General features: G+C 71.9%; 23 protein-coding genes. 17 read left to right on the forward strand and 6 right to left on the reverse strand.

What is annotated here, in order from left to right; all coding sequences use genetic code 11:
- Positions 1-207, reverse strand: a 207-nt coding sequence (locus BJF83_RS29555) for a hypothetical protein (RefSeq protein ID WP_262391663.1), incomplete at its 3' end; no start/stop codon positions are given.
- Between the two features lie 27 nt (positions 208-234).
- Between BJF83_RS29555 and BJF83_RS18340 the strand changes: the two genes are divergently transcribed.
- The 6 genes from BJF83_RS18340 (at position 235) to BJF83_RS18365 (ending at position 5,869) form a co-directional block, all read left to right on the forward strand.
- Positions 235-531 carry a hypothetical protein gene (locus BJF83_RS18340; protein WP_075927279.1) on the forward strand — a complete coding sequence of 99 codons (297 nt, stop codon included), beginning with the start codon at positions 235-237 and terminating at the stop codon, positions 529-531.
- Between the two features lie 79 nt (positions 532-610).
- Complete coding sequence (gene mshD, locus BJF83_RS18345) at positions 611-1,603, forward strand: mycothiol synthase (protein ID WP_075927280.1); 993 nt, start codon at positions 611-613, stop codon at positions 1,601-1,603.
- 333 nt (positions 1,604-1,936) lie between these two features.
- Entirely contained in the window at positions 1,937-2,899 is a 963-nt protein-coding gene (gene pstC / locus BJF83_RS18350; protein WP_075927281.1) for a phosphate ABC transporter permease subunit PstC, read from the forward strand.
- A complete protein-coding gene (pstA, locus tag BJF83_RS18355; RefSeq protein WP_075927282.1) occupies positions 2,899-3,975 on the forward strand; it encodes a phosphate ABC transporter permease PstA in 1,077 nt (358 codons plus the stop codon). Before pstC ends, pstA begins: the two co-directional genes overlap by 1 nt.
- A gap of 51 nt (positions 3,976-4,026) precedes the next feature.
- The gene (gene pstB, locus BJF83_RS18360; protein WP_075927283.1) at positions 4,027-4,806 is read left to right on the forward strand and encodes a phosphate ABC transporter ATP-binding protein PstB; all 780 of its coding nucleotides are present in this window, start codon (positions 4,027-4,029) and stop codon (positions 4,804-4,806) included.
- A 94-nt stretch (positions 4,807-4,900) separates the two neighbouring features.
- A complete protein-coding gene (locus tag BJF83_RS18365; protein WP_075927284.1) occupies positions 4,901-5,869 on the forward strand; it encodes a nucleoside hydrolase in 969 nt (322 codons plus the stop codon).
- A gap of 264 nt (positions 5,870-6,133) precedes the next feature.
- Here BJF83_RS18365 and BJF83_RS18375 read toward each other — a convergent pair whose 3' ends face one another.
- Positions 6,134-6,751, reverse strand: a complete 618-nt coding sequence (locus tag BJF83_RS18375; RefSeq protein WP_075927285.1) for a DUF47 domain-containing protein — start codon at positions 6,749-6,751, stop codon at positions 6,134-6,136.
- Between the two features lie 475 nt (positions 6,752-7,226).
- Here BJF83_RS18375 and BJF83_RS18380 point away from each other — a divergent pair, with 475 nt between their 5' ends.
- The 3 genes from BJF83_RS18380 to purM all read left to right on the forward strand — a co-directional run bounded on the left by BJF83_RS18380 (position 7,227) and on the right by purM (position 10,388).
- Positions 7,227-7,703, forward strand: a complete 477-nt coding sequence (locus tag BJF83_RS18380; RefSeq protein ID WP_075927286.1) for a sterol carrier family protein — start codon at positions 7,227-7,229, stop codon at positions 7,701-7,703.
- 9 nt (positions 7,704-7,712) lie between these two features.
- On the forward strand, positions 7,713-9,218 hold the full coding sequence (gene purF / locus BJF83_RS18385; RefSeq protein WP_075927287.1) for an amidophosphoribosyltransferase: 1,506 nt from the start codon (positions 7,713-7,715) through the stop codon (positions 9,216-9,218).
- A gap of 105 nt (positions 9,219-9,323) precedes the next feature.
- Positions 9,324-10,388, forward strand: coding sequence for a phosphoribosylformylglycinamidine cyclo-ligase (gene purM, locus BJF83_RS18390; protein WP_075927288.1), 1,065 nt, complete (start codon positions 9,324-9,326; stop codon positions 10,386-10,388).
- A gap of 193 nt (positions 10,389-10,581) precedes the next feature.
- On the opposite strand, the gene BJF83_RS18395 is transcribed toward purM, so the two are convergent.
- Positions 10,582-10,809, reverse strand: a complete 228-nt coding sequence (locus BJF83_RS18395) for a DUF3073 domain-containing protein (RefSeq protein ID WP_075927289.1) — start codon at positions 10,807-10,809, stop codon at positions 10,582-10,584.
- 250 nt (positions 10,810-11,059) lie between these two features.
- On the opposite strand from BJF83_RS18395, the gene BJF83_RS18400 reads away from it, so the two are divergent.
- The 3 genes from BJF83_RS18400 (at position 11,060) to BJF83_RS18410 (ending at position 14,130) form a co-directional block, all read left to right on the forward strand.
- On the forward strand, positions 11,060-11,893 hold the full coding sequence (locus BJF83_RS18400; RefSeq protein WP_187347180.1) for a hypothetical protein: 834 nt from the start codon (positions 11,060-11,062) through the stop codon (positions 11,891-11,893).
- Positions 11,894-12,597: 704 nt separating this feature from the next.
- Positions 12,598-12,801, forward strand: a complete 204-nt coding sequence (gene bldC / locus BJF83_RS18405) for a developmental transcriptional regulator BldC (RefSeq protein ID WP_017600591.1) — start codon at positions 12,598-12,600, stop codon at positions 12,799-12,801.
- 186 nt (positions 12,802-12,987) lie between these two features.
- Positions 12,988-14,130, forward strand: coding sequence for an FAD-dependent oxidoreductase (locus BJF83_RS18410; protein WP_262391664.1), 1,143 nt, complete (start codon positions 12,988-12,990; stop codon positions 14,128-14,130).
- Positions 14,131-14,397: 267 nt separating this feature from the next.
- Here the strand turns inward: BJF83_RS18410 and BJF83_RS18415 are convergent, their stop codons facing one another.
- Both BJF83_RS18415 and BJF83_RS18420 read right to left on the reverse strand, forming a co-directional pair.
- Positions 14,398-15,750: a hypothetical protein gene (locus BJF83_RS18415; RefSeq protein WP_083678596.1), complete on the reverse strand. Its 1,353-nt coding sequence runs from the start codon at positions 15,748-15,750 to the stop codon at positions 14,398-14,400.
- Positions 15,751-16,130: 380 nt separating this feature from the next.
- A complete protein-coding gene (locus tag BJF83_RS18420; RefSeq protein WP_083678597.1) occupies positions 16,131-17,276 on the reverse strand; it encodes an LPXTG cell wall anchor domain-containing protein in 1,146 nt (381 codons plus the stop codon).
- 473 nt (positions 17,277-17,749) lie between these two features.
- Between BJF83_RS18420 and BJF83_RS18425 the strand changes: the two genes are divergently transcribed.
- The 5 genes from BJF83_RS18425 to BJF83_RS18445 all read left to right on the forward strand — a co-directional run bounded on the left by BJF83_RS18425 (position 17,750) and on the right by BJF83_RS18445 (position 21,102).
- A complete protein-coding gene (locus BJF83_RS18425) occupies positions 17,750-18,601 on the forward strand; it encodes an N-acetylmuramoyl-L-alanine amidase (RefSeq protein ID WP_075927291.1) in 852 nt (283 codons plus the stop codon).
- Positions 18,602-18,672: 71 nt separating this feature from the next.
- Positions 18,673-18,987, forward strand: coding sequence for a DivIVA domain-containing protein (locus BJF83_RS18430; protein ID WP_075927292.1), 315 nt, complete (start codon positions 18,673-18,675; stop codon positions 18,985-18,987).
- Between the two features lie 27 nt (positions 18,988-19,014).
- Complete coding sequence (locus tag BJF83_RS18435; protein ID WP_075927293.1) at positions 19,015-19,710, forward strand: DivIVA domain-containing protein; 696 nt, start codon at positions 19,015-19,017, stop codon at positions 19,708-19,710.
- A gap of 121 nt (positions 19,711-19,831) precedes the next feature.
- Positions 19,832-20,773 (forward strand): peptidase M48, encoded by a 942-nt coding sequence (locus tag BJF83_RS18440; RefSeq protein WP_143831967.1) that lies wholly within the window; start codon positions 19,832-19,834, stop codon positions 20,771-20,773.
- Positions 20,774-20,841: 68 nt separating this feature from the next.
- Positions 20,842-21,102, forward strand: a complete 261-nt coding sequence (locus BJF83_RS18445; RefSeq protein WP_075927295.1) for a DUF6504 family protein — start codon at positions 20,842-20,844, stop codon at positions 21,100-21,102.
- A gap of 105 nt (positions 21,103-21,207) precedes the next feature.
- On the opposite strand, the gene BJF83_RS18450 is transcribed toward BJF83_RS18445, so the two are convergent.
- Positions 21,208-21,678: an NUDIX domain-containing protein gene (locus BJF83_RS18450; RefSeq protein WP_075927296.1), complete on the reverse strand. Its 471-nt coding sequence runs from the start codon at positions 21,676-21,678 to the stop codon at positions 21,208-21,210.
- Positions 21,679-21,712: the final 34 nt, after the last annotated feature.

The raw sequence follows: 21,712 nt of genomic DNA on the forward strand, positions 1-21,712 counted from the left end.
ACCCACGCCCACACCCAGCCCCAGCCCGCCGGTGCGGCCCTCGCCGACCCCGACGCCCACCAGCGAACCCAGCGACCCCGGGTCGGAGAGCCCCTCCCCGACCCCCACCCGGACGGACGAGGAGTCGACCGGCGGCGGCCACGGCGACCGGCGGACCGACTCCTCCGGCGGTCCGGATCCGGCGGACGGCCCCACCCCCCGCGACACGTCGTCGCCCCAGCGCCCCGGCCCGGTGTGGACGCGCCACCGACCAGCGGCGGCGACGTACCCACCATCCCCGACGACGCGGCCGTCCTGCCCGACCTGTCCCCCGGCGGCCAGGACCTGGCCGAACTGCCGCTCGTCACGCCCAGCGACGGCGACGGGGCCGAGACCGAGGTCGCCGCCGACCACACCGACCTGCGCCCGTCGATGGCGCCGTCGATCCTCCTGGCCGCGGTCCTGCTGGCCCTGCTGCTCGTCACGCCGTTCGCCCCGGCCCGCCGGGTGCGCACCGGAACCGGCTACCGGGGGCGGCGTCGACGTACCTGAACCGCACGGGCCGGACCCCACGGGCCGGACCCCACGGGCCGGACTCGGCCGCGCGACCGAGGCGTCGTAGGCTTTCGGCATGAGCACCCCGCACGTCACCGACGACCTCGGCGCGGATCAGGCGGAGCAGGTCCTGGCCCTCGCCGAAGCCGCCCGCCGGCAGGACGGCGTCGCCCCCCTGTCGGAGCACACCGTCCTGCGCGTCCGCCACGGGGCCCCCTCGGGCAGCGGCCGGTTCCACGTGGTCACCCGGGACGGCCGGGTCGTGGGCTTCGCGTTCGTCGAACGCGCCGAGGGCGAACCCGACTCCGGCGAACTCGTGGTCGACCCGGCCCACCGTGCCGGGGGACACGGGGCCGCCCTGTTGGACTCCGTTCGCGACGACGCCGGGCCCCGCGGCGTGCGCGTGTGGGCGCACGGTCGGACCCCGCGGGCGGCGGGCCTGGCCGCGTCCCACGGCTGGCGGCCCGTGCGCGAACTGCACAAGATGCGCATGCCGCTGCGTGACCTGTCCGCCGACGAGCCGGGCGGCCCCCGCACCGCGCCGGAACTGCCCCGGGCCGAAGTCAGGCCCGACATCGCCGACCGGGTCGAGGTGCGCCCGTTCGTCGTCGGCAAGGACGAGCAGGCGTGGCTGCGCGCCAACGCCCGCGCCTTCGCCGACCACCCGGAACAGGGCCAACTGACCCTCGACGACCTGCTCCAGCGCGAGGCCGAGGACTGGTTCGACCCCCAGGGCTTCTTCCTCGCGACCGCCGCCGACGGTTCGGTCGCCGCGTTCCACTGGACCAAGACGCACGCGGACGGGGCCGGGCTCACCGACGGCGAGCCGGTCGGTGAGGTCTACGTCGTGGGCGTGGACCCCGAGTGGCAGGGGACGGGGCTGGGCCGCACGCTCACCCTGAGGGGCCTGCACCACCTGCGCGAGGCCGGGCTGCCGTGGGTGCACCTGTACGTGGACGGCGACAACGAGGCCGCCGTGCGGCTCTACACTTCCCTCGGGTTCGAGGTGTGGGACACGGACGTGATGTACGCGCCGTCGTCGGAGGCCGTCGACCGCGGGGCCGCCTGAGGTGCGGCACATCACATTCACCACCTGAACCCCTTGGGGCCACGGGAGTGCGACATGTCGTTCATCTTCCGTTCATCTTCTCTGGGACAACTGGTCACCTGCCGCGCCTACCTTCACACTCGGCGCGGAAGGGCCAAACCGCGCGTGGTGACCGTGACAACACGGCCGCCGACCGGCTACCTCTGAGTCGTGGCGGACTCCCTCGGGGGGACAGCCCCCGGCGAACGCCGCCGACCCGGACACACCCCCGGACCCGCCGCGCGAACCACGCGCGCCGATCCGGCACGGCCGAGATGACCAGCACCGACATCCCTTCCGAACCGGAGCCAATCCATGACGACCACGGACGCGCCCCAGGCGGCACCCCCGCCCACGGCGAGTCGCCGGATCGGCGACGCCGTCTTCGCCGGGCTCGCCCGAGGCTCGGGCCTCCTCATCCTGGTGATCCTCGCCGGGGTCGCCGCCTTCCTGGTCATCCAGGCCTGGCCGTCGCTCTCGGCCAACACGGCCAACTTCCTCACCAGCACGGAGTGGGAGGCCAACGTCCGTGAGGCCCCGGCCTTCGGTGTCGCGGCCCTCGCCTTCGGCACCCTCCTCGCCGCGGCCGTCGCACTGCTGCTGGCCACGCCCGTGGCGGTCGGCATCGCGCTGTTCATCGTCTACTACGCGCCCCGCCGACTCGCCTCGGTGCTCGGCTACCTGGTGGACCTGCTCGCCGCCATCCCCAGCGTCGTCTACGGCCTGTGGGGCATCGGGTTCCTGGCCCCCCGCCTCGTCCCCGTCTTCGGCGGGCTCACCGAGCACCTGGGCTGGATCCCGCTCTTCTCCGGTCCCGCCTCCACCTCCGGACGCACCATCCTCACCGCCTCAATCGTCCTGGCCGTCATGATCCTGCCGATCATCACCGCGATGTCGCGCGACGTGTTCAAGCAGGTGCCGCAGGGCCACCGCGAGGCCGCGCTCGCCATGGGCGCCACGCGCTGGGAGATGATCCGGCTGGCCGTGCTGCCGTTCGGCCGCTCCGGCGTCGTCGGCGGCGCGATGCTCGGCCTGGGCCGCGCCCTGGGCGAGACGATGGCCGTCGCCATGATCCTGTCCCCGTCGCTCGTGATCTCCTTCGATCTGCTCCAGAGCGGCAACCAGACCATCGCCGCGCACATCGCGCTCCAGTACCCGGAGGCCACCGGGTACGGCGTGTCCGCGCTGATCGCCGCGGGCCTGGTCCTGTTCGCGATCACCCTCGCCGTCAACATGGGCGCCCGCTACATCGTCGCGCGCGGCAGCAAGGAGGCCTGATGAGCTCGACGACCACGCGGCCCTCCGGACCGGAGACCACCGAGACCGTGCTCCGGCACGCGTCGCTGCCCCGCTACTTCCCGGCCGCGCTGCTCGCGTGCTCCGCCGCAGCGGTGGCCGGAGTCCTGCTGGCCTTCTCCTCGTTCGGCGTCGTCGTGTGGGCGCTGCTCACCGCCGTGGCGTACGTGGTCATCACCGTGACCGCCGCCGCGCGCGTCGAGGGCGGACGCAAGGCGACGGACCGGTTCGTCACGTCGCTGGTGTACGGGTGCTTCCTGCTCGCGCTGGCGCCGCTGGTGTCGATGCTGTGGACGGTGCTCCGCAGCGGATTCGCCCGGTTCGACGGCTACTTCCTGTCGGTGTCGATGAACGGCGTCCTGCCGAGCATGGACGCGGGCGGCGCCTACCACGCGATCGTCGGCACGCTGGCGATCACCGGGATGGCCACGCTCATCTCCGTGCCGATCGGCGTCATGACCGCGGTCTACCTGGTGGAGTACGCCAGGGGCCGGATCAAACGCGTCATCACCTTCTTCGTCGACGTCATGACGGGCATCCCGTCCATCGTCGCCGGTCTGTTCGTGGTGGCCCTGTGGATCGTGCTGTTCGGCCCCGGCCGCACCAACGGCGCCGCCGGGGCCATCTCCCTGGCCGTGCTGATGATCCCCGTCGTCGTCCGCTCCAGCGAGGAGATGCTGCGCCTGGTCCCCCGTGACCTGCGCGAGGCCTCCTACGCGCTGGGGGTGCCCAAGTGGCGGACGATCACCAAGGTGGTCCTGCCGACCTCGGCGGCCGGCCTGACCACGGGAATCATGCTCGCCATCGCGCGCGTCATCGGTGAGACGGCACCGCTGATCCTCACGGCGGGCTCCTCGGCGGTCTCGATCAACTGGAACCTGTTCGACGGCCAGATGATGAGCCTGCCGGTCTTCATCTACTCGCAGGTACGCATGGGCGGCGCCGTCAACTACGAGAGGGCCTGGGCCGCGGCGCTGACGCTGATCCTCACGGTGATGCTGCTGTTCTTCCTGGCCCGGATGATCGGCCGCGCGTTCGCGCCGAAGTCCACCCGCTGACCCCAACCGCCCCGCGCACCGCGCGTCGAGCTCACTCACGAGGAACTTCCAGTGGCCAAACGAATCGACGTCTCCGGACTCCACGTCTACTACGGCGACTTCCTCGCCGTGGAGGACGTGTCCATGACCATCGAGCCACGGTCGGTGACGGCGTTCATCGGCTCGTCCGGCTGCGGCAAGTCCACCTTCCTGCGCACCCTGAACCGCATGCACGAGGTGACCCCGGGCGCCTACGCACGCGGCAAGGTGCTCCTGGACGACCTGGACGTCTACGGCCCCGACGTGGACCCCGTCCTCGTCCGCAGCGAGGTCGGCATGGTCTTCCAGAGGGCCAACCCGTTCCCGACGATGTCGATCTACGACAACGTCATCGCGGGCGCCCGGCTCAACAACAAGCGGATGAGCCGCTCGCGGGCCGACGACCTGGTGGAGGAGTCGCTGCGCGGCGCCAACCTGTGGGAGGAGGTCAAGGACCGGCTGCACAAGCCCGGTTCGGGCCTCTCCGGCGGCCAGCAGCAGCGGCTGTGCATCGCGCGGGCCACGGCGGTGCGGCCGTCGGTGCTGCTCATGGACGAGCCGTGCTCCGCGCTGGACCCGATCTCGACGCTGGCGATCGAGGACCTCATTCACCAGCTGAAGGAGGACTACACGATCGTGATCGTGACCCACAACATGCAGCAGGCGGCGCGCGTGTCCGACCGCACCGCGTTCTTCAACCTGGCCGGTCCGGGCAAGCCCGGCAGGCTCATCGAGATGGGCGAGACCAACCAGATGTTCACCCGGCCGGAGAAGAAGGAGACGGAGAACTACATCACCGGCCGGTTCGGATAACGGGCCCGCTGCCCGCAGCCCGGCAGGGGGCCGGTGACCGACCGGAGTCCGCTTCGGGTAGATTGCCGCTCTGACCTCGGACAAGGGAGACCGTGTGCCCACTCCTCTGGTGATCGACACCGACACGGCCCAGGACGACTGCGTCGCCCTCCTCGCGGCGCTGCTCGACCCGGCCGCCGATCTGCGCGCGATCACCATGGTCGCGGGCAACGTCGGCTTCGACCAGCAGGTGCGCAACGCCTTCCTGACGCTCAACGTCGCCGGACGGCTCGGCGAGGTGCCCGTGCACCTGGGCTGCCGGGCGCCGCTCACCCGCGCGTGGGTCAGCGCCGAGGACGTGCACGGCGACGGGTCCGGCGGGCTGAGCATGGACCGGACCGGCCTGGAGCCGGAGTCGGAGCACGCGGTGGACGCGCTGGTCCGGCTGGCCGCCGAGCACCCGGGCGAACTGTCGGTCGTGGCGATCGGCCCGTTGACCAACATCGCGATGGCCGTGGCCAAGGACCCCGACTTCGCGCGCAACGTCGGTGCACTGTACGTCATGGGCGGGTCCAACAACGGGCGCGGCAACATCACGGCCGCGGCCGAGTTCAACTTCTACGTGGACCCCGAGGCGGCCAAGGCGGTGTTCGCGGCCGGGTTCGAGGTCACCGTCGTCCCGTGGGACCCGCTGACGCTGCGCCAGGCCGTGTTCGGGCAGGAGCGGCTGGACCGCGTCGCGGCGCTCGGGACGCCGCTGTCGGACTTCTTCACGGACGTGTGCGCGGCGACGCTGGAGTTCGACCGCAGCGTGGGGATCGACGGCACCACGCACCCGGACTCGCTCACCGCCGCCGTCCTGCTCCACCCGGAGCTGGTCCGCCGGTCCGCGCGCTACCACGTGGACGTGGAGACGGCGGGCGAGCTGACGCGCGGGTACTCGGCCATGTCCTGGGGCGTGCACGGCCTGGCGCCGAACGCCACGGTGATCGAGGAGATCGACGCGGAGGGCTTCTTCGCCTACCTCAGCGGCGTGCTGGCCACGCCGACCGTACCGACCCGGGAGATCAGGCGCTCGGGCTGATCCGGCCTCGGACCACCCTCAGCCTCAGCCTCAGCCTCAGCCTCAGCCTCAGCCTCAGCCTCAGCCTCAGCCTCAGCGACCAGCATCGGCGGCTTCGAGCACGGCGGCGCCCAGCCCGCACGTCCCACCCTGGAGCGGCTGGCCGAGGCTCCGGGCTTGGTCCCGCACGTGCGTGTGGACCGCCCCCAGGCACAGTCGCGGGATCTCAGCGGCGTCTGAGGAAGCGCGCCGCCCGGGGCGCCGTGCGGCGCCCCAGCACGCGCCTCAGCCGTTCTTGACGACGATCGTCTCCACGGTGTTGGCCACGTGCTCGAAGGCGTCCGCCGCGGTCTCCAACTCCTCGATCACGTCCTTGAGCTTGAGCACCGTCAGCGCGTCGTACTCGCCGCTGAACAGGCGGGCGAGGAGCTTGCGGTAGATCCGGTCCGCCTGGTTCTCCAGCTGGTTGATCTCGATCCAGTACCGGGTCAGGTCCTGCAGCGTCCGCAGGCGCGGCATCGCCTCCGCCGTCAGCTCCGCGGCGCGCTCCAGGACCTCGATCTGGTCGATGATCCCCTTGGGAAGCCGCTCCAGGCCGTACAGCCCGATCAGGTCGACGGCGGCCTCCATCGAGTCCATCACGTCGTCGAGGTTGGACGCCAACCGGTAGATGTCCTCCCGGTGGATCGGCGTCGCCGAACTCTTGTTGAGCCGCCGCATGATCGCGTGCGTGGCGTCGTCGCCCGCGTGCTCGCAGGCGCGCATCTTCTCGCCGATGGCCTCGCGGTCGGCTCCGTCACTCATCAGCTCCACCAGCAGGCGGGCCGCGATGACCAGGTTGTTCGCCGAATCGGTGAACATCTCGTAGTAGCTGTCATCACGCGGGCGCAAGCGCAGGCGCACGTCGTTCTCCCGATGGTGCGGTGGTCTTCCTTCGTGGATGGTAAGTGTGCTGGCCAGCCGATCGGCGCGGCGGCCCCGCGCGGAGGGGGTCCGAAACCGGCGGGCGAGGACGACTCCGAGCCGGTTCACCGTTCGTTCATCTCTTCGGTGCCGGTGCGCGGAACTCCGTAGTGGGCGGGTTCCATCGCATTCCTCCCAGTCTCAGTGACATCGGGACGGTTCGGGACGCTACCGTGTCAGGTCCCCTCTGGCCAGCGGTGCGCTGAGACAGGAATCACCCAAGCGTGCGGAGACCGGTGGGCGAGGCCACCGGAATCCTCCGATGTCCACCATCGGTCCATTTCCCCGCCATGGCAAGTCTCCCTTCCCTTCACCGATCCGATACCACCCTGTTCCCTCGCGCCGCCCCATGGCGTGCACGGGCGGGCACCGCCCGGCGGGACGTACGGCCGCCGCACGTCCTAGGCTGCGCTGTATGCCTTCCGCCCTGACCGCCAGCGCCCTCCGGCGGCTCCGCACGGCCCTGGACGACCAACTCCGTGCCCTGGGGGACCCGCCCTTCGAGGGATCCGACGAGGAGGCCGCCGCCGCGTGCGCCCGCGCCGTCCTGCGCGCCGACGAGCCCCAGCGCGCGGCGGTCAAGGCCGCCGTGCGCGCCACCCTGGCCGTGTTGGCCGACCGCGCCCCGGGCGGCAGCCTGGAGGTGCGCGTCCCCCCGTACGGCGCCGTCCAGGCCGTCGAGGGCCCCCGGCACACCCGCGGCACCCCGCCCGGCGTCGTGGAGACCGATCCGCTCACCTGGCTCCGTCTCGCGACCGGTCGGATCGCCTGGGAGCGCGCCGTCGCGGACCACGACGTCCAGGCCAGCGGCGCGCGGGCCGACCTGTCGCCGTGGGTCCCCCTGTGGTCCGACCATCCCCCGGGTGGCGCCGACCGGACGGGCAGGCACTAAGCTGGCCTCGTGTCGTACTCCGACGGCCGGCTCTCCATGGACCTCGATCCGCTCGAACGCGGCCCGCAGGACGCCTGCGGTGTATTCGGGGTCTGGGCGCCAGGCGAAGAAGTCAGCAAGCTCACCTACTTCGGTCTCTACGCTCTGCAGCACCGCGGACAGGAATCCGCGGGCATCGCGCTGAGCGACGGGGAGCGGATCGTCGTCTACAAGGACATGGGTCTGGTCTCCCAGGTCTTCAACGAGGCGACGCTCGACTCCCTCAAGGGCCACCTCGCGATCGGGCACTGCCGCTACTCCACGACCGGCTCCCCGGTGTGGGAGAACGCTCAGCCGACGTTCTACTCGGCGCGTAGGGGCGGACTCGCCCTCGGTCACAACGGCAACCTGATCAACACCCCGGAGCTGGCGGCGATGCTGCCGCCGGACTCCCGACGGGGCGCCACCACCGACACCGAGGTGCTCACCAACCTGTTGGCCGACTACGCCAGGGCCGACGCCGAGCGCACGATGGAGGAGGCGGCGCTGGACCTGCTCCCCCAGGTCCGCGGCGCCTTCTCCCTGGTCTTCATGGACGAGAACACCCTCTACGCGGCGCGCGACCCGCAGGGCATCCGCCCGTTCGTGCTCGGCCGTCTGGGTGAGTCGTCCAACGCCGGTGGCTGGGTCGTGGCGAGCGAGACGGCCGCGCTGGACATCGTCGGCGCCACCCCGGTCCGCGAGATCGAACCCGGCGAACTGCTCACCATCGACGAGCGCGGGGTCCGCTCCCGCCGCTTCGCGCCCGCCCGCCGCAAGGGCTGCCTGTTCGAGTACGTCTACCTCGCCCGCCCCGACACCACCATCGCCGGGCGCAACGTCAACTCGACCCGCGTCGAGGTGGGCCGGCGTCTGGCCAAGGAGCACCCGGTCGAGGCCGACCTGGTCATCCCGGTGCCCGAGTCCGGGACCCCCGCCGCGGTGGGCTACGCCGAGGCCAGCGGCATCCCCTTCGCCCAGGGCCTGGTGAAGAACTCCTACGTCGGGCGCACCTTCATCCAGCCCAGCCAGACCCTGCGCCAGCTCGGCATCCGCCTCAAGCTCAACCCGCTGCGCGACGTCATCGAGGGCCGCCGCCTCGTGGTCGTGGACGACTCCATCGTCCGCGGCAACACCCAGCGCGCCCTGGTGCGGATGCTGCGCGACGCGGGCGCGGCCGAGGTGCACGTGCGCATCTCCAGCCCGCCCGTGCTGTGGCCGTGCTACTACGGCGTCGACTTCGCCACCCGCGCCGAACTCATCGCCGCCACCCTCTCCGTCGACGGGATCGCCGCGTCGGTCGGCGCCGACTCCCTCGCCTACGTCGACCTCGACGAGCTCGTCGCGGCCTCCGAGGTGCCCAAGGACCAACTGTGCCGGGCCTGTTTCGACGGTGTGTACCCCATCGAGGTCGCCGACGACGCCCGCGGGAAGTACCTGTTGGAGAAGGCCTGCGGGACACCCGAGGACTCCGGCCTCGCCACCAGCGACACCTAGCCGCGGCACGGCGGACGGGGGGTTCGCCGTGCCCGGGCCGCGGCGCGCCCCGATCGGGTCCGCCGCGCCCGCACCACCACCGAACACAGCACGAGGAGATCTCGCGTGGCAGCCGAGAGCACAGGGACGACGGGCGCGTACGCGGCCGCGGGCGTCGACATCGCCGCGGGTGAGCGCGCCGTCGACCTGATGAAGAGGCACGTGGCGAGGACCCGCCGACCCGAGCAGGTCACCGACGCGAGCGGCTTCGCGGGCCTGTTCCGCCTGGACACCGCCAAGTACGCGGACCCGGTCCTGGCGACCTCCACCGACGGCGTGGGCACCAAGGTGATGCTCGCCCAGGAGCTCGACAGGCACGACACCATCGGCATCGACCTGGTGGCCATGGTCGTGGACGACCTGGTGGTCAGCGGCGCCGAACCGCTGTTCATGACCGACTACATCGCCTGCGGCACGGTCGTCCCCGAGCGGATCGCCGAGATCGTCGGCGGCATCGCCGAGGGCTGCCGCCAGGCCGGGTGCGCGCTGATCGGCGGGGAGACCGCCGAGCACCCGGGAGCGATGGAGCCCGGCGAGTACGATCTGGCGGGCGCGGGCACGGGCGTCGTCGAGGGCGACGCCGTCCTCGGCCCGGAACGGGTCCGCGAGGGCGACGCCGTCATCGCGATGGCCTCGTCCGGACCGCACTCCAACGGGTACTCACTGGTCCGCGGGATCGTCGAGGGAGCCGGTCTCGACCTGCACGCGCACGTGCCGGAGCTGGACGGGGTCCTGGGCGAGGTCCTGCTGACCCCGACCCGCGTGTACGCCAAGGACTGCGTCGCCCTGACCGGGGCCGTCGAGGTGCACGCCTACGCGCACATCACCGGCGGCGGGCTGGCGGCGAACCTGTCCCGTTCCCTGCCCGGACACCTGGACGCGGAGCTGGACCGCTCCACCTGGACCCCCGCGCCCGTGTTCGGCTACCTGGCCGACAAGGGGGACGTGGCGCGGGACGACATGGAGGCCACGTTCAACATGGGCGTGGGCATGGTGGCGGTCGTCGCCGCGCGGGACGCCGGGCGTGCCCTGGAACTGCTCGCCGACCGCGGTGTCCCGGCCTGGCGGCTGGGCGAGGTCACGGCCGGATCCGGTCGGGCCCGGCTGACCGGTGAGTACCGGAGCGCGTGATCGGGGAGGCGCAGCGCCGACGGCGTCCGTCGAGGGCGGTGGGGGCGGAAGGGCACGAACATAGCCGGTGCGAACCACCTGAGTGGTTCGCACCGGCTATATCCACCTGTCCACCGGGGCCCCCGCCTGGGGGACCGGTGGGTGGTACAGGTCTGCTGTCGCTGTCCGAGCGACCTGACGGTCCCGGCAACGACTACGTGTCGGAGTCCGAGTACTTCTCAGCGAGATCCGCGTAACGGTCGACCAGTTCGTCGTGAGGATCCGCGTAGGGGTCGTCCGGACCCGACGATCCGGAGGGAGACCCCTCGTCCTCAGCGACACCCAGCTCCGACCGCAGCCGATCAAGATCGGTCCCGCCGGTGCTGTACTTGAGCTTCCGGGCGACCTTCTGCTGCTTGGCCTTGGCTCGGCCGCGCCCCATTGGCTCGACCCCCTCAACGATTGGGTTCCGACGAACCCCAGATCACTTACTAACCCGCGGTAACGGGCTGACGGCCGTCAAACGCGACTGACGACCAGCGTCAGCGTACGTACACGTACAACCGTACCTGGTCGCACCCCACCCTGCCTACGCCACCCGGGTGTGACGGGTGTGGCCCGCGCCGGATCGCCCTCTCCGCAGGGGTTCGGGGGTGGGTGCCACCCGCGTTGATGTGTGCCACGATGCGATCGTGCTGCCCTACACCGCATACCTCCGCGTCTACCAGCCGATCGACGCGTTCGCTCCGCGTGACCGACTGCACTGGGAGGAGTACGCCGGATCGACGGACCGACCCCGTCGGATGAACGCCCTGGCGGCCGAGCACGCCGAGAGCCTGGGCAGGCTCCTGGCCACGCCTCCGGTGGTGGCGCCGACCGAGGAGAGCCGCGACGCCTACCTGCGACGGGTGGACGAGCGGCTGTACGTGTGCCCGTGGCAGACGCGGCTGCGCTCGTGGCTGGCGTTCACCGAGTTCACGGCCGCGACCCCGGTGCTGGTGAGTGGGGCGTTCGTTCCCAAGTGCGAGGCGGACCGGGCCGAGGAGGGGTACCGGCAGTGGCGCGAGTCGGGAGCAGGGGTGCGGCCGGGCATCCTGTCCAGCAACTGGACGATCCCGGTCCCGTGGTTCGTGCCCTTCGAGGAGCGGGAGCGCTGCCAGGTCCTGTCGACGGACACCACGCGCGCCCTGTTGTACCTCACCCGCGTGTCCCAGGCGCGGCGGCGGCTGGACCGCACGGTCGCCGTGCTGCGCGAACGGATCGGCGAGCACGCGGTATCCGCCTCGACGGAGCGGCTGGTGGACTGGCTCACGCTGACCGCGCACCCGGAGGCGTTGCTCGAACTGGACTACGGGGGCCTGCCGCACCTGCTGAGCGACGACCACCTGACGGCGGACCGCTCGGTGGCGGAGGTGTCTGAGGCGGTGGAGGCGCTCTCGGTCGGCGACACCGCCCGCATGACGGAGCTGCGCGAGCGCATCACGCGGCGGTGGAGGTCAGTGCGCGCCCTGGAGCGCGCCAACTGAGGGTCACGGGCTCCTCACACTTTCGTGGACACCGAGGCCTCGCCCGTCGTCATCGGAGAGCGGGATCCGCGACACGCCACGCCGTGCGCCAACCTGGTACGCCAGGTTTCTTCTCGGCGGCGGGACACCTTTCCGCACGTGACAACGGTGCGAGCCAGGACGTCATCCCCGCACGACACCAAGGCTGGTGAAACTGGGCATAACGCCCGTTAGGGATCGGCGTACACTGTAGCGAGTCCATCACTGAACGCACTCTAGGTCACGACGAAACCCCTGCCACACGGGGGATCCGGGCAGCCCCATCCCCGGGCCGCGACCGCCGGAGACACCCCCCGACCCCATGGTCCGACCACCTCCATACAGCGACTGACCAGGAGATGAGCCCACTTCCCCCAGCCCGGACCACGGGTTTCGGTCACGACCGACTAGCACTTCGGACACTCCGGATCGAGAAAAACGAGGCCCGAGAACGAAGTTTTGACCGAATACGCCACATGCCACTAAACGTGTCGCTAGAATCACTTAGCGTGACGCGGCCACGGGCGGCTTTCTTGGCCTCCCACGCGCAAAGTTGCTTGGAGTGGTCGCGCTATCACCTCGGGTGATGCCAATATGGACCCAGTGGAAATATTGGACATCCGGGCCAAGCGCCAGGAATAAGGCTCAAGGATCGGCACACAGATCCAGGAGGAGAGGCCGTACACATGTCAACTCGCACGCCCGAGGCGGAGCCCCTGTTGACCCCCGCCGAGGTTGCCACCATGTTCCGCGTGGACCCCAAGACCGTCACACGCTGGGCCAAGGCGGGCAAGCTGACCTCGATCCGCACCTTGGGCGGACACCGTCGCTACCGCGAGACTGAGGTCCGCGCCCTGCTGGCCGGAATCCCCAACCAGCGTACGGAGTGATCTCCCCAGTCTGTGCCGATTCCGGGGGGAACGGCCGGACGGGCTCCGGCTACTGACACTGACACTGACACGATGACGGGCGGGCTTCCGGGGAACGGGCCCGCCCGTCAGACTTGCCGCCGCCCCGGTCCGCGCGCTCTTCCCCGGGCCCGGCGGCGGGTATCCCCCAGGTGAGGAGGGGCCGTCATGCGCGAACTGAGCACCCGGTGCGTCGTCGTCGGCGGCGGCCCGGCCGGGATGACCCTCGGACTCCTGCTGGCCCGCCAGGGCGTGGACGTCGTCGTCCTGGAGAAGCACGCCGACTTCCTGCGGGACTTCCGGGGCGACACCATCCACCCCTCCACCCAGGAGCTGATGCACCAGCTCGGTTGGGACGAGGAGTTCCACCGCCTCCCGCACGCCCGGGTGGAGCGGATCACGGTCGAGTTCCAGGGCGCACCGGTCACCTTCGCCGATTTCCGGCGCCTGCCCGTGCACCACCCCTACGTCGCTTTCATGCCGCAGTGGGACTTCCTCGGCTTCCTGGCGGCCAAGGGCCGGGAGTTACCCTCCTTCCGGCTCCTGATGTCCACGCCCATGACCGAACTCGTGGTGGCCGATGGCCGGGTGACCGGCGTGCTCGCCGAGGACGCCGACGGCGATCTGAGGATCGACGCGGACCTCGTGGTCGCGGCCGACGGGCGGAACTCGTCCAGCCGCGAGCAGGCCCGGCTCCTCCCGGAGGCGGCCGAGCCGCCCATGGACGTCCTGTGGCTGCGCGTGTCCCGCAGGCCCACCGACTCCCTTCCCTTCCTCAACGCGGGCGGCCGGGGGCTCGTGGCGATCAACCGGGGCGACTACTGGCAGCTCGCCTACCTGATTCGCCCCGGAACCTTCGACGACCTGCGCCGCGAGGGTCTGACCGCGCTCCAGGAGGGGATCACCGAGCTCGCCCCCGACCTGGCGGACCGGGTGGAGGAGATCGCGGGCTGGGACGACGTGCACCACCTCGCGGTCCGCGTCGACCGGTTGCGCCGCTGGCACCGGCCGGGCCTGCTGTGCATCGGGGACAGCGCGCACGCCATGTCGCCCGCCGGAGGCGTGGGGATCAACCTGGCGGTCCAGGACGCCGTCGCCGCCGCCAACATCGTCGGCCCCCGGCTGGCGTCGGGCACGTTGGCCGAGAGCGACCTCGCCAGGGTTCAGGCGCGGCGGATGTGGCCGACCCGGGTCACCCAGACGTTGCAGATCGCGATCGGGCGCGGCTCTTCCCCCGGCGGGCGTCCCGGGACGGCGACGGGGCCCGCGTCCCCTCCTTCGTCCGCCTGTTCCGGTGGTGCCCGCCGCTGAGCCGGATCACGGGCCGTCTCGTCGGCATCGGCGTGCGCCCGGAGCGGGTGGAGCGCTGATCCCGTCGGGGTGGCACGCGCCGGCCGGGCGGGCGGACACGACGGTGGCGGGGCTCTTGTGCCAAGCTCCTCTGAGGTCACGGATGCCCGTCCGGTCGCGTGTGGCGGCTTCCCCGAGCGGGCCGGCAAATCCGGTAAAGGACAACCTGTCGGTGTCGGTCAGTCCGTGGGTCAGACCCGCCGGAGAAGCCACCACACATCCGCACAGTCAGTCCTCGATCCGATCGTCCAGGGCCGTGGTCCGTTTGCGCGCGAGGAGGGTCGCGGTGGTCCCACCGCCGACGGCGACCACCGCCGCGACCACGAGCGCGACGAGCGAGCCGCCCGTCGTCGCCAACCGGTTGTCCGAGCGGTCGCGGGCCGGGTCCGGCTGCGGGGTGGACGCGGGCCCGCCGGGCGGGGACGGGCTCGGCGAACGGTCGCCGTCGCCCGGGTCGCCGGTCGCGCCCGGCTCATGGGTCGAGCCCAGCGCCCGCGCCTGCGCGAACTCCACGACCAGTCGGTCGGCGTCCTCGGAATCCGCCGTGTCGACCTGCACCCACACGGTCAGCCACGTCCGCACGCCGTGTCCGTCCCAGCCCTCGTCCTCGTCCTCGAACTCGGACTCGTTGACCGCGAAACCGACCCTGACCCGCAGCTCCTCGATCACCGTGCCTTCGTCGTCCAGGAAGGCGACACGGTCGTCCACCACGTAGCCCGTGCCGCTGTCCTCCACGTCCTCCACGTCGACGCCGAACGCGGTCAGCTCCCCGTACTCCAGTGACGTCTCCGTGCGGCCGTCGTATCCGGCGGAGGCGGTCGACACGACGTCGGTGAGGGTGAACCCGACCGTGTCGACGCCGTCCGCCGCGGGCGCCGCCGCGCCGCCGCCCAGGAACAGCACGTCGTCGGCGACGCCCGAGGAGGGGGGCGCGACCGGTTCCGGCCCCGTGCTCGGCCCGGCGGTCGCGTCGTCGAGCTGGTCCCCGTCGCCGCCGGGCTCCTCGTCCGGTTCCCTAACCGATGGGCCCGGTCCCGGGGCCGCGGTCTCGGCCGCGGTCGGTGTGGCCTCCGGTACGAGCGGGGCCTCCGGGGCCTCCGGGGCCTCCGGGGCGTCCGGGGCGTCCGGGGCTGCGGTGGCGTCCGGGCCCGCCTCGCCCGCCCCCTCGTCCGGGGCCGCCGCGGCGGTCGTCGGCACCCAGCCCTCCGGGGGTTCGACCAGGCCGAGGTCGACGAGGTCGTCCACCCCCAGTCGGACGGTCGCCGACTCCACAGTGGTCGTCGCGTGCGCGCCCTCGGCGTCGATCGACGCGACCGCCTCCCCGCTGATCGTCGAGTAGGGGGCGAGCGGGCCGAGGAGGACCTCCGTCGCGGCGGTGTCCTCGATGTCGTCGCCGAAGCTGGTGGCCGTCGCGTGTGCGGCGAGGAGGTCGCCGTCGGCCGCCCGCGCCTGAGCGGTTCCCCACACGAGTTCGTCCGCGACCGCGGGGGTCGCGAACGCGGCGCCGAACGCGCCCAGAGCAATGAACAGGGCGCCGGTTCCGAGGAGTCGGCGAGCGGTCAACGTGGGGGGAGTCACCACGGCACTCCTGTCGTCTCAGGGGGATGCCGGGCCCGGTTCGCGCCGGGGCCCGCCGCTGGTGCGGGGGTCGGCGCAGACGGGTCGGCCGGGGGGGGAGGGGCGCGGACTGGGGGCCCGGGCCGGGGGCGCACGCGTTCGGGAGGGGTTCCGGGACCGGTCGCGGCGTCGGGGCCGGGTCGTCGGTGGGACCGGTCGCGTGTCCTATCCACCGCCCCGGATCGGGCATGGGGTCGTCCTCGCTTCCTCGACGACCGGACAACGGCGGGCGAGCGCGGGAAGTTCCGTGGCCGACGGTAACGCGAAGAGCCCCGGGGTGTCACCCCGGGGCTCTCAGGCACGGATCAGTCGTTCCGACGCCTCGTCGGCTCTGGCCGGTCGACTCAGCCCTCGCTGGACTCGTCGGCGGCGGTCGTGGTCTTCCTGCGGCGGGCGAAGAAGGCGGCGAGGCCACCACCGGCGGCGATCGCGGCGCCGGCGGCGATCAGGCCGACAACCGGGGAACCGGTCTGGGCGAGCGGCGCTGCGGTCTTGGGCTCGGGCGCGGGCTCGGGGTCCTCGTCCTCACGCGTCGGCGGCTTCTGTTCGTCACCGGATTCACCGGAGTCACTGCCGTCACTGCCGTCACCGTCTTCGCCCTCGACGGTGGCCACGGCCGCGGTGGTGCTGCCCAGGAAGTAGGTGACCTGGATGTCCTCGATGTCGAACGTCACGTAGAGATCGGTGATGCCGTCGTTCCAGATGACGCCCTCGGACGGGAACGAGTCCGTGTAGTGGTCCGCGAAGACCCAGGACTCCCCGCTGGAGGTGCCCTCGTCGAGCGAGTAGGAGACCTCGCCGTCCCAGCTCTGGGTGGTGGTCACGCTCGCGCCGTTGACGCTGACGTCGGCGATGATCTCGTCGCCGGCGCTGGTCAGGGTGGAGTTGGTCTCGTCCAGCTCGACGATCTCGCCGGCGGCGTCCTCGGACGTCTCGGGCTCTTCGACCGGGGCGTCGGAGGGGCTCTCGGCCGGCTCCTCGGAGTCGGAGTCGGAGTCGGTCTCGGGGGTCGACTCCGGCTCGGACTCCGGCTCGGACTCCGGCTCCGCCTCGGGGGCCTCGGGCTCGTCCGTGCCGGGCTCCTCGGTGGGCTCCGCATCCGTGTCGGAGTCGGACTCCTCCGTGAGCTCCTCGGTGGGTTCGACGGGGTCACCCTCGGGAATCTCGTCGAGGCAGTCCTGGGTGAGCTGGATGCGCGCGCTGTTGATCACCGTCGTGGCGGTCACACCGGCGGCTCCCACCGTCGCGGTGGTCTCGGTGTCGAGGGTGAAGCACTCCTCGATCTGCCCGGAGAAGGAGTCCGAGACGGTCTGCGAGCCGGTGATGTCGGTCATGACCTCGGCGGCGCCGCCCGAAGCGGTCGCGTAGCCCCAACCGTACTGGTCGGCGCTCGCGGGAACGGCCGTGGCGACGGTGAGCGCGCCGAGGGCGGCGAAGGTGGCGCCGCCCTGGATGATGCGTCGAGCCGCGAAACGGGCAGTGTTCTTCAAGTCAATCCTCATTCGGATCGTCCCAACCCGCACTGTCGGGCTGGCCTGGTCGTGCGAACCCCGGCCCGCGAGGGCGGAACACAGGGGAACGCGGGGCACGAACCAGGGGCTGATGGGGGAAGGAGACAGGGCCTGCCGGCCGTCTCCAGTGGAACGGGGGGTCACAGCGGCGGCTCCGAGGTGCGGGACGCCTTCCACGTGGGCAGGGACCGCATCCCGTTCCTGAGTGAGGATCATACTTCGACCTAATAGTCTGATTCATCCAGATATGCATTACGGAATAGTTACATCAGACACTCTGTCACCCTAAGCAACCATTCCGGATGTTTTTTAAGATATTTCGTTGAATATGTAAACCCGCCGCCGTGACACGCGTCGCACCAATGCGGACCACGCCCGGAATCCGCTTCCCCAGCCGGATTCCAAGCCCCTCACCCCGCCCCTCCGCCCCCGCGAACCGCTACGTTGTGGGCATGCCCGCCTCCGCCTCGGCGGGGCCCGCCGGACTCCAGCGCGTCGCGCTGCCCCTGGCCGCCCTGGCCCTGCTCCTGACCTCCGCCTGCACCAGCCCCTCCAACGCCTCGGACGGACCCGCCGCCGCGCCCCCGCTGCCCGCGCCAGACGACGGGGACGACGGCTCCTCCGACGACGTGACGGACGGCCCCCTGAGCGACCGGGTCGTGGTCATCGACCCCGGACACAACGGCGGCAACGCGAACGCCCCCGACGAGATCAACGCGATGGTGCCCGCCGGTCCGGGGGAGAAGGCCTGCGACACCGTCGGTTCGCAGACCGTCGACGGCGACGCGGAGCACGAGTTCAACTGGGAACTGTCCCTGCTCGTCCAAGACCGTCTGGAGGCGGACGGCGCCACGGTCGTCCTCACCCGGGGCGACGACGAGGGCGTCGGACCCTGTATCGACGACCGGGCACGGATCGGCAACGCGGCCGGCGCGGACGCCGCCGTGTCCATCCACGCCGACGGCGGCCCCGAGACCGGCCGGGGGTTCCACGTGATCACACCCGGCGACGTCCCCGGCTTCACCGACGACATCGTCGAGCCCTCCCGTCTGCTGGCCGAGGATCTGCGCCGCGAGTACCGGGAGGGGACGGACGTGCCCTACGCCGACTACCTCGCCGACGAGGGCCTCGACGAGCGCACGGACCTGGGTGGGCTGAACATGTCCGACGTCCCCAAGGTGTTCCTGGAGGCCGGGAACCTGCGCAACCCCGAGGACGCCGCTCTGCTGACCGACCCCGCGTGGCGGGAGCGCGCGGCGGACGCGATCGCCCGAGGCGTGGCCGTGTACCTCCTGCGGAGCTGACCGCGCACATTCCGCACGTGGCCACCCGCGGAATGTGGCGCGTGCGACGGGCGGATGGGCATAATCGCCGCATGAGTTCCCCCCAACCCCTGCCGTTCCCCGCGCCCTCCTTCGACGTCGTGCTGCGCGGCTACGACCGGACCACGGTCGACGCGCTCGTCTCACGGGCGTACGCGACCCTCCTCGACGAGACCCTTCCGAAGCGGACGTTCGCCCTGGCCCCCTGGCTCTCCCTGGACGGGGCCGACCCGCTCACCGTTTCGGAGCTGCGCGCGGCCCGCATCGACGTCGTCCTCCGGGGCTACGACCGCGCCCAGGTGGAGGACCTGCTGAACTCCGTCGAGGGCCACCTCGCGCGGGCCGAATCACGGAATGGTCGGCAATAAGCCCCTGAGAACCTCCTGATCTGCACAATGGGGACCATGTCTCTGACAGCGGCGGACATCCGCAACAAGAAGTTCCACACGGTGCGTCTGCGCCCGGGGTACAACGAGGAGGACGTCGACGCCCTCCTCGACCAGGTCGAGGCCACACTGGTGGCCCTGGAGGGCGGTTCCAGGTCCGGTCCGCTGCTCAGCGCCGACGACGTGCGCGACGCGCGGTTCCGCACCACCCGGTTCGGCCCCGGCTACCGCGAGGACGAGGTGGACGACTTCCTCGACGTCGTCGCCGCCGACCTGGCCGGGCGCGGCCTGGGCGGCCCATCCGGTCCGCCGCCCCTGCCCAGCCACCCCTCGCCCGGCGCCGCCCACGGACGGGGCGGCTACCCGGCCGCCGGTCCCCCGGCGCGCACGTACGGGCGCGACGCCGGGCGGCGGCCCCGGCTCACGGCGGCGGCCGTCAGGGAGCAGCAGTTCGCCACGACCCGGCTGACCACGGGCTACAACGAGCAGGAGGTCGACGACTTCCTGGACCGGGCCGAGTACACGATCGACGCCCTCCATCAGGGCCGTCCGGAGCGGGCGACGCTCACCGCCGCCGAGGTCGAGCGGGTCCAGTTCGCCACCACGCGGGCGCGGCCCGGGTACGACCCGGCGCAGGTCGACCGGTTCCTGGACGTGCTCGCCGAGGAGCTCCGGCGGTTCGAGGAGGCCGACGAGGACTCCTGAGCCGCCGGACGGACACGCCGTCCCCAGGCAACCCCATACCCAGGGCAGCGAAAAGTAATATTCCGCTACAGGGAGTAGCGATCTTTCATCGTACGCGGACCGCGGCCCGAGGGGAGGCAGGATGCCACACGCGACGCCCCCCGGCGGTGGCGCGCGCGCCCGGGCGGCGCACGGACCGCCGTACTGTTCACCGACCGCCCGGCCGGGCGTCGCACGCGCGCGCGTGGACGGCGTCCCGCCGGTGGGCGCGTGCGAGATCGCGGCGCGGGCCGCGGACGAGGAACCCGTCCGGGCCCCCGCCCATCCGTGGGAGACCCCGCTCCTGGTCGTGTGCGTGCTGGTGGGAGCGCTGGTGACCACGGCACTCGTCCACATCCTGTGGACGGTGACGGGGTCGTGGGCCTGCGCGGCGGTCGCCGCGGTCGGCCCGCCCGCCGCGTGCTGGACGGCGCGGGGCCTGCGGTACGCCCGCGAGCGCGCCGAGTCGGTCAAGATCTCACCCACGCAGTTCCCCGAGGCCTACCGGGCGGTGGTGACGTTGTCCGCCGCGATGGGACTGCTCCGCCCCCCGGAGGCCTACGTCCGGCCGACCCGGGCCCGCGCGGCCACGGACGCCGCCGCGCACCGGCTGAGACGGTACCTCGTGCTGTCCCACGAACTGTTCGCCCCCGACGGTCGGCCGCGGGACACCGACGCGCTGGCCTTCCTCCTGGCGCACCAGATCGGACACGTGGCCGCGGGGCACACGTCGTTCTGGCGCCGGGTGGCCACGCTCGGCGCGGAGGCGGTGCCGGGACTGGGCTCGGCGCTGTCGCGCGCGACGGAGTACACCGCCGACAACCACGCCTACGCGCACCATCCGGAGGGGGCGCACGCGGTGCGGCTCTTCGCCGGGGGGCCGGAGTTGTACCCGCGGGTGAACATGGGCGAGATGGCGGACCGGGCGCGCACCGACCGCGGGGGGTCGCTGCTGCTGTACCACCTGCTCAGCCGACGGCCGAGCAACACCCGGCGGATGGCGGCCCTGCGCGACCGCAAGCGACGCGGCCGGCTGTTCCTGTGACCGTGAAACCGATGGTCAGTGCCGAAAGGACTTGACGAGATCGAACGCCAGTTCGATAAACTGCACGCGTGAGTCTTCTGAACGAACGGATCGACGTCCGCTCCACGAGCGGTGACCACCCCGCCAGGTTCACGTGGCGGGGCCGCACCTACCGCGTGCGCAGGATCATCGGCGACTGGCCCGCGCGCCCCGAGACGCCCGGCGCTCCCGCCACGCAGACGCACCTCCTGCGCGTCTCGGCGGAGTCGGAGGCCGGAGAGCCCAGCATCATCGACATCGCGCGCGACGTCTCCTCCGACCACTGGACGATGCGTCGCCACTGGCACTGAGACCGGGGCAGCGCGACCCCGCCGTGACCGCCCCTCCCGCCGTCCGGGGGAGGGGCGGTCGCATGTGCGCGGGCCGGATCCCCGAGGTTCCCGGCGCCGCGGGGATCACAGGTGGAAGTACGGCTCGGTCCTGTCCTCGCGTGCCCAGACGATCCGGTCGAGGACGCGGCGCGGCATCTCCGGCAGACCGTCCACGGGGAACCACCGCACGTCCAGGGACTCGTCCCCGGAGGCGTCCGGTTCGCCGCTGACGTAGCGGCAGCGGAAGGCGATGTCGAGCATCTGCACGACGTCGCCGTTGGGGTAGGTGTAGGGCTCATGGACGACGACGCTGGTCAGCCGCTCGACCTCGACGGTCAGCCCGGTCTCCTCCCACACCTCGCGGACGGCGGTCACGGCGGGCTGTTCGCCGGGCTCCAGGATGCCGCCGGGGGTGCACCAGCGCCCGTCGTCGGGGCGCTGGTGGAGGAGCACGTCGTCGTCGCCGCCGAGGACCACGGCCGTCACCCCGGTGAGGGGGAGCAGTCCGTGGCCGACGTGTCGGCGCAGTTCCACGATGAAGTCCGGGACCGGCATAGCCGCAGCCTATCGGCGGCGGGACGCCCGTGGG

The organism is Nocardiopsis sp. CNR-923 (genome assembly GCF_001942255.1).
GTDB lineage: Bacteria > Actinomycetota > Actinomycetes > Streptosporangiales > Streptosporangiaceae > Nocardiopsis.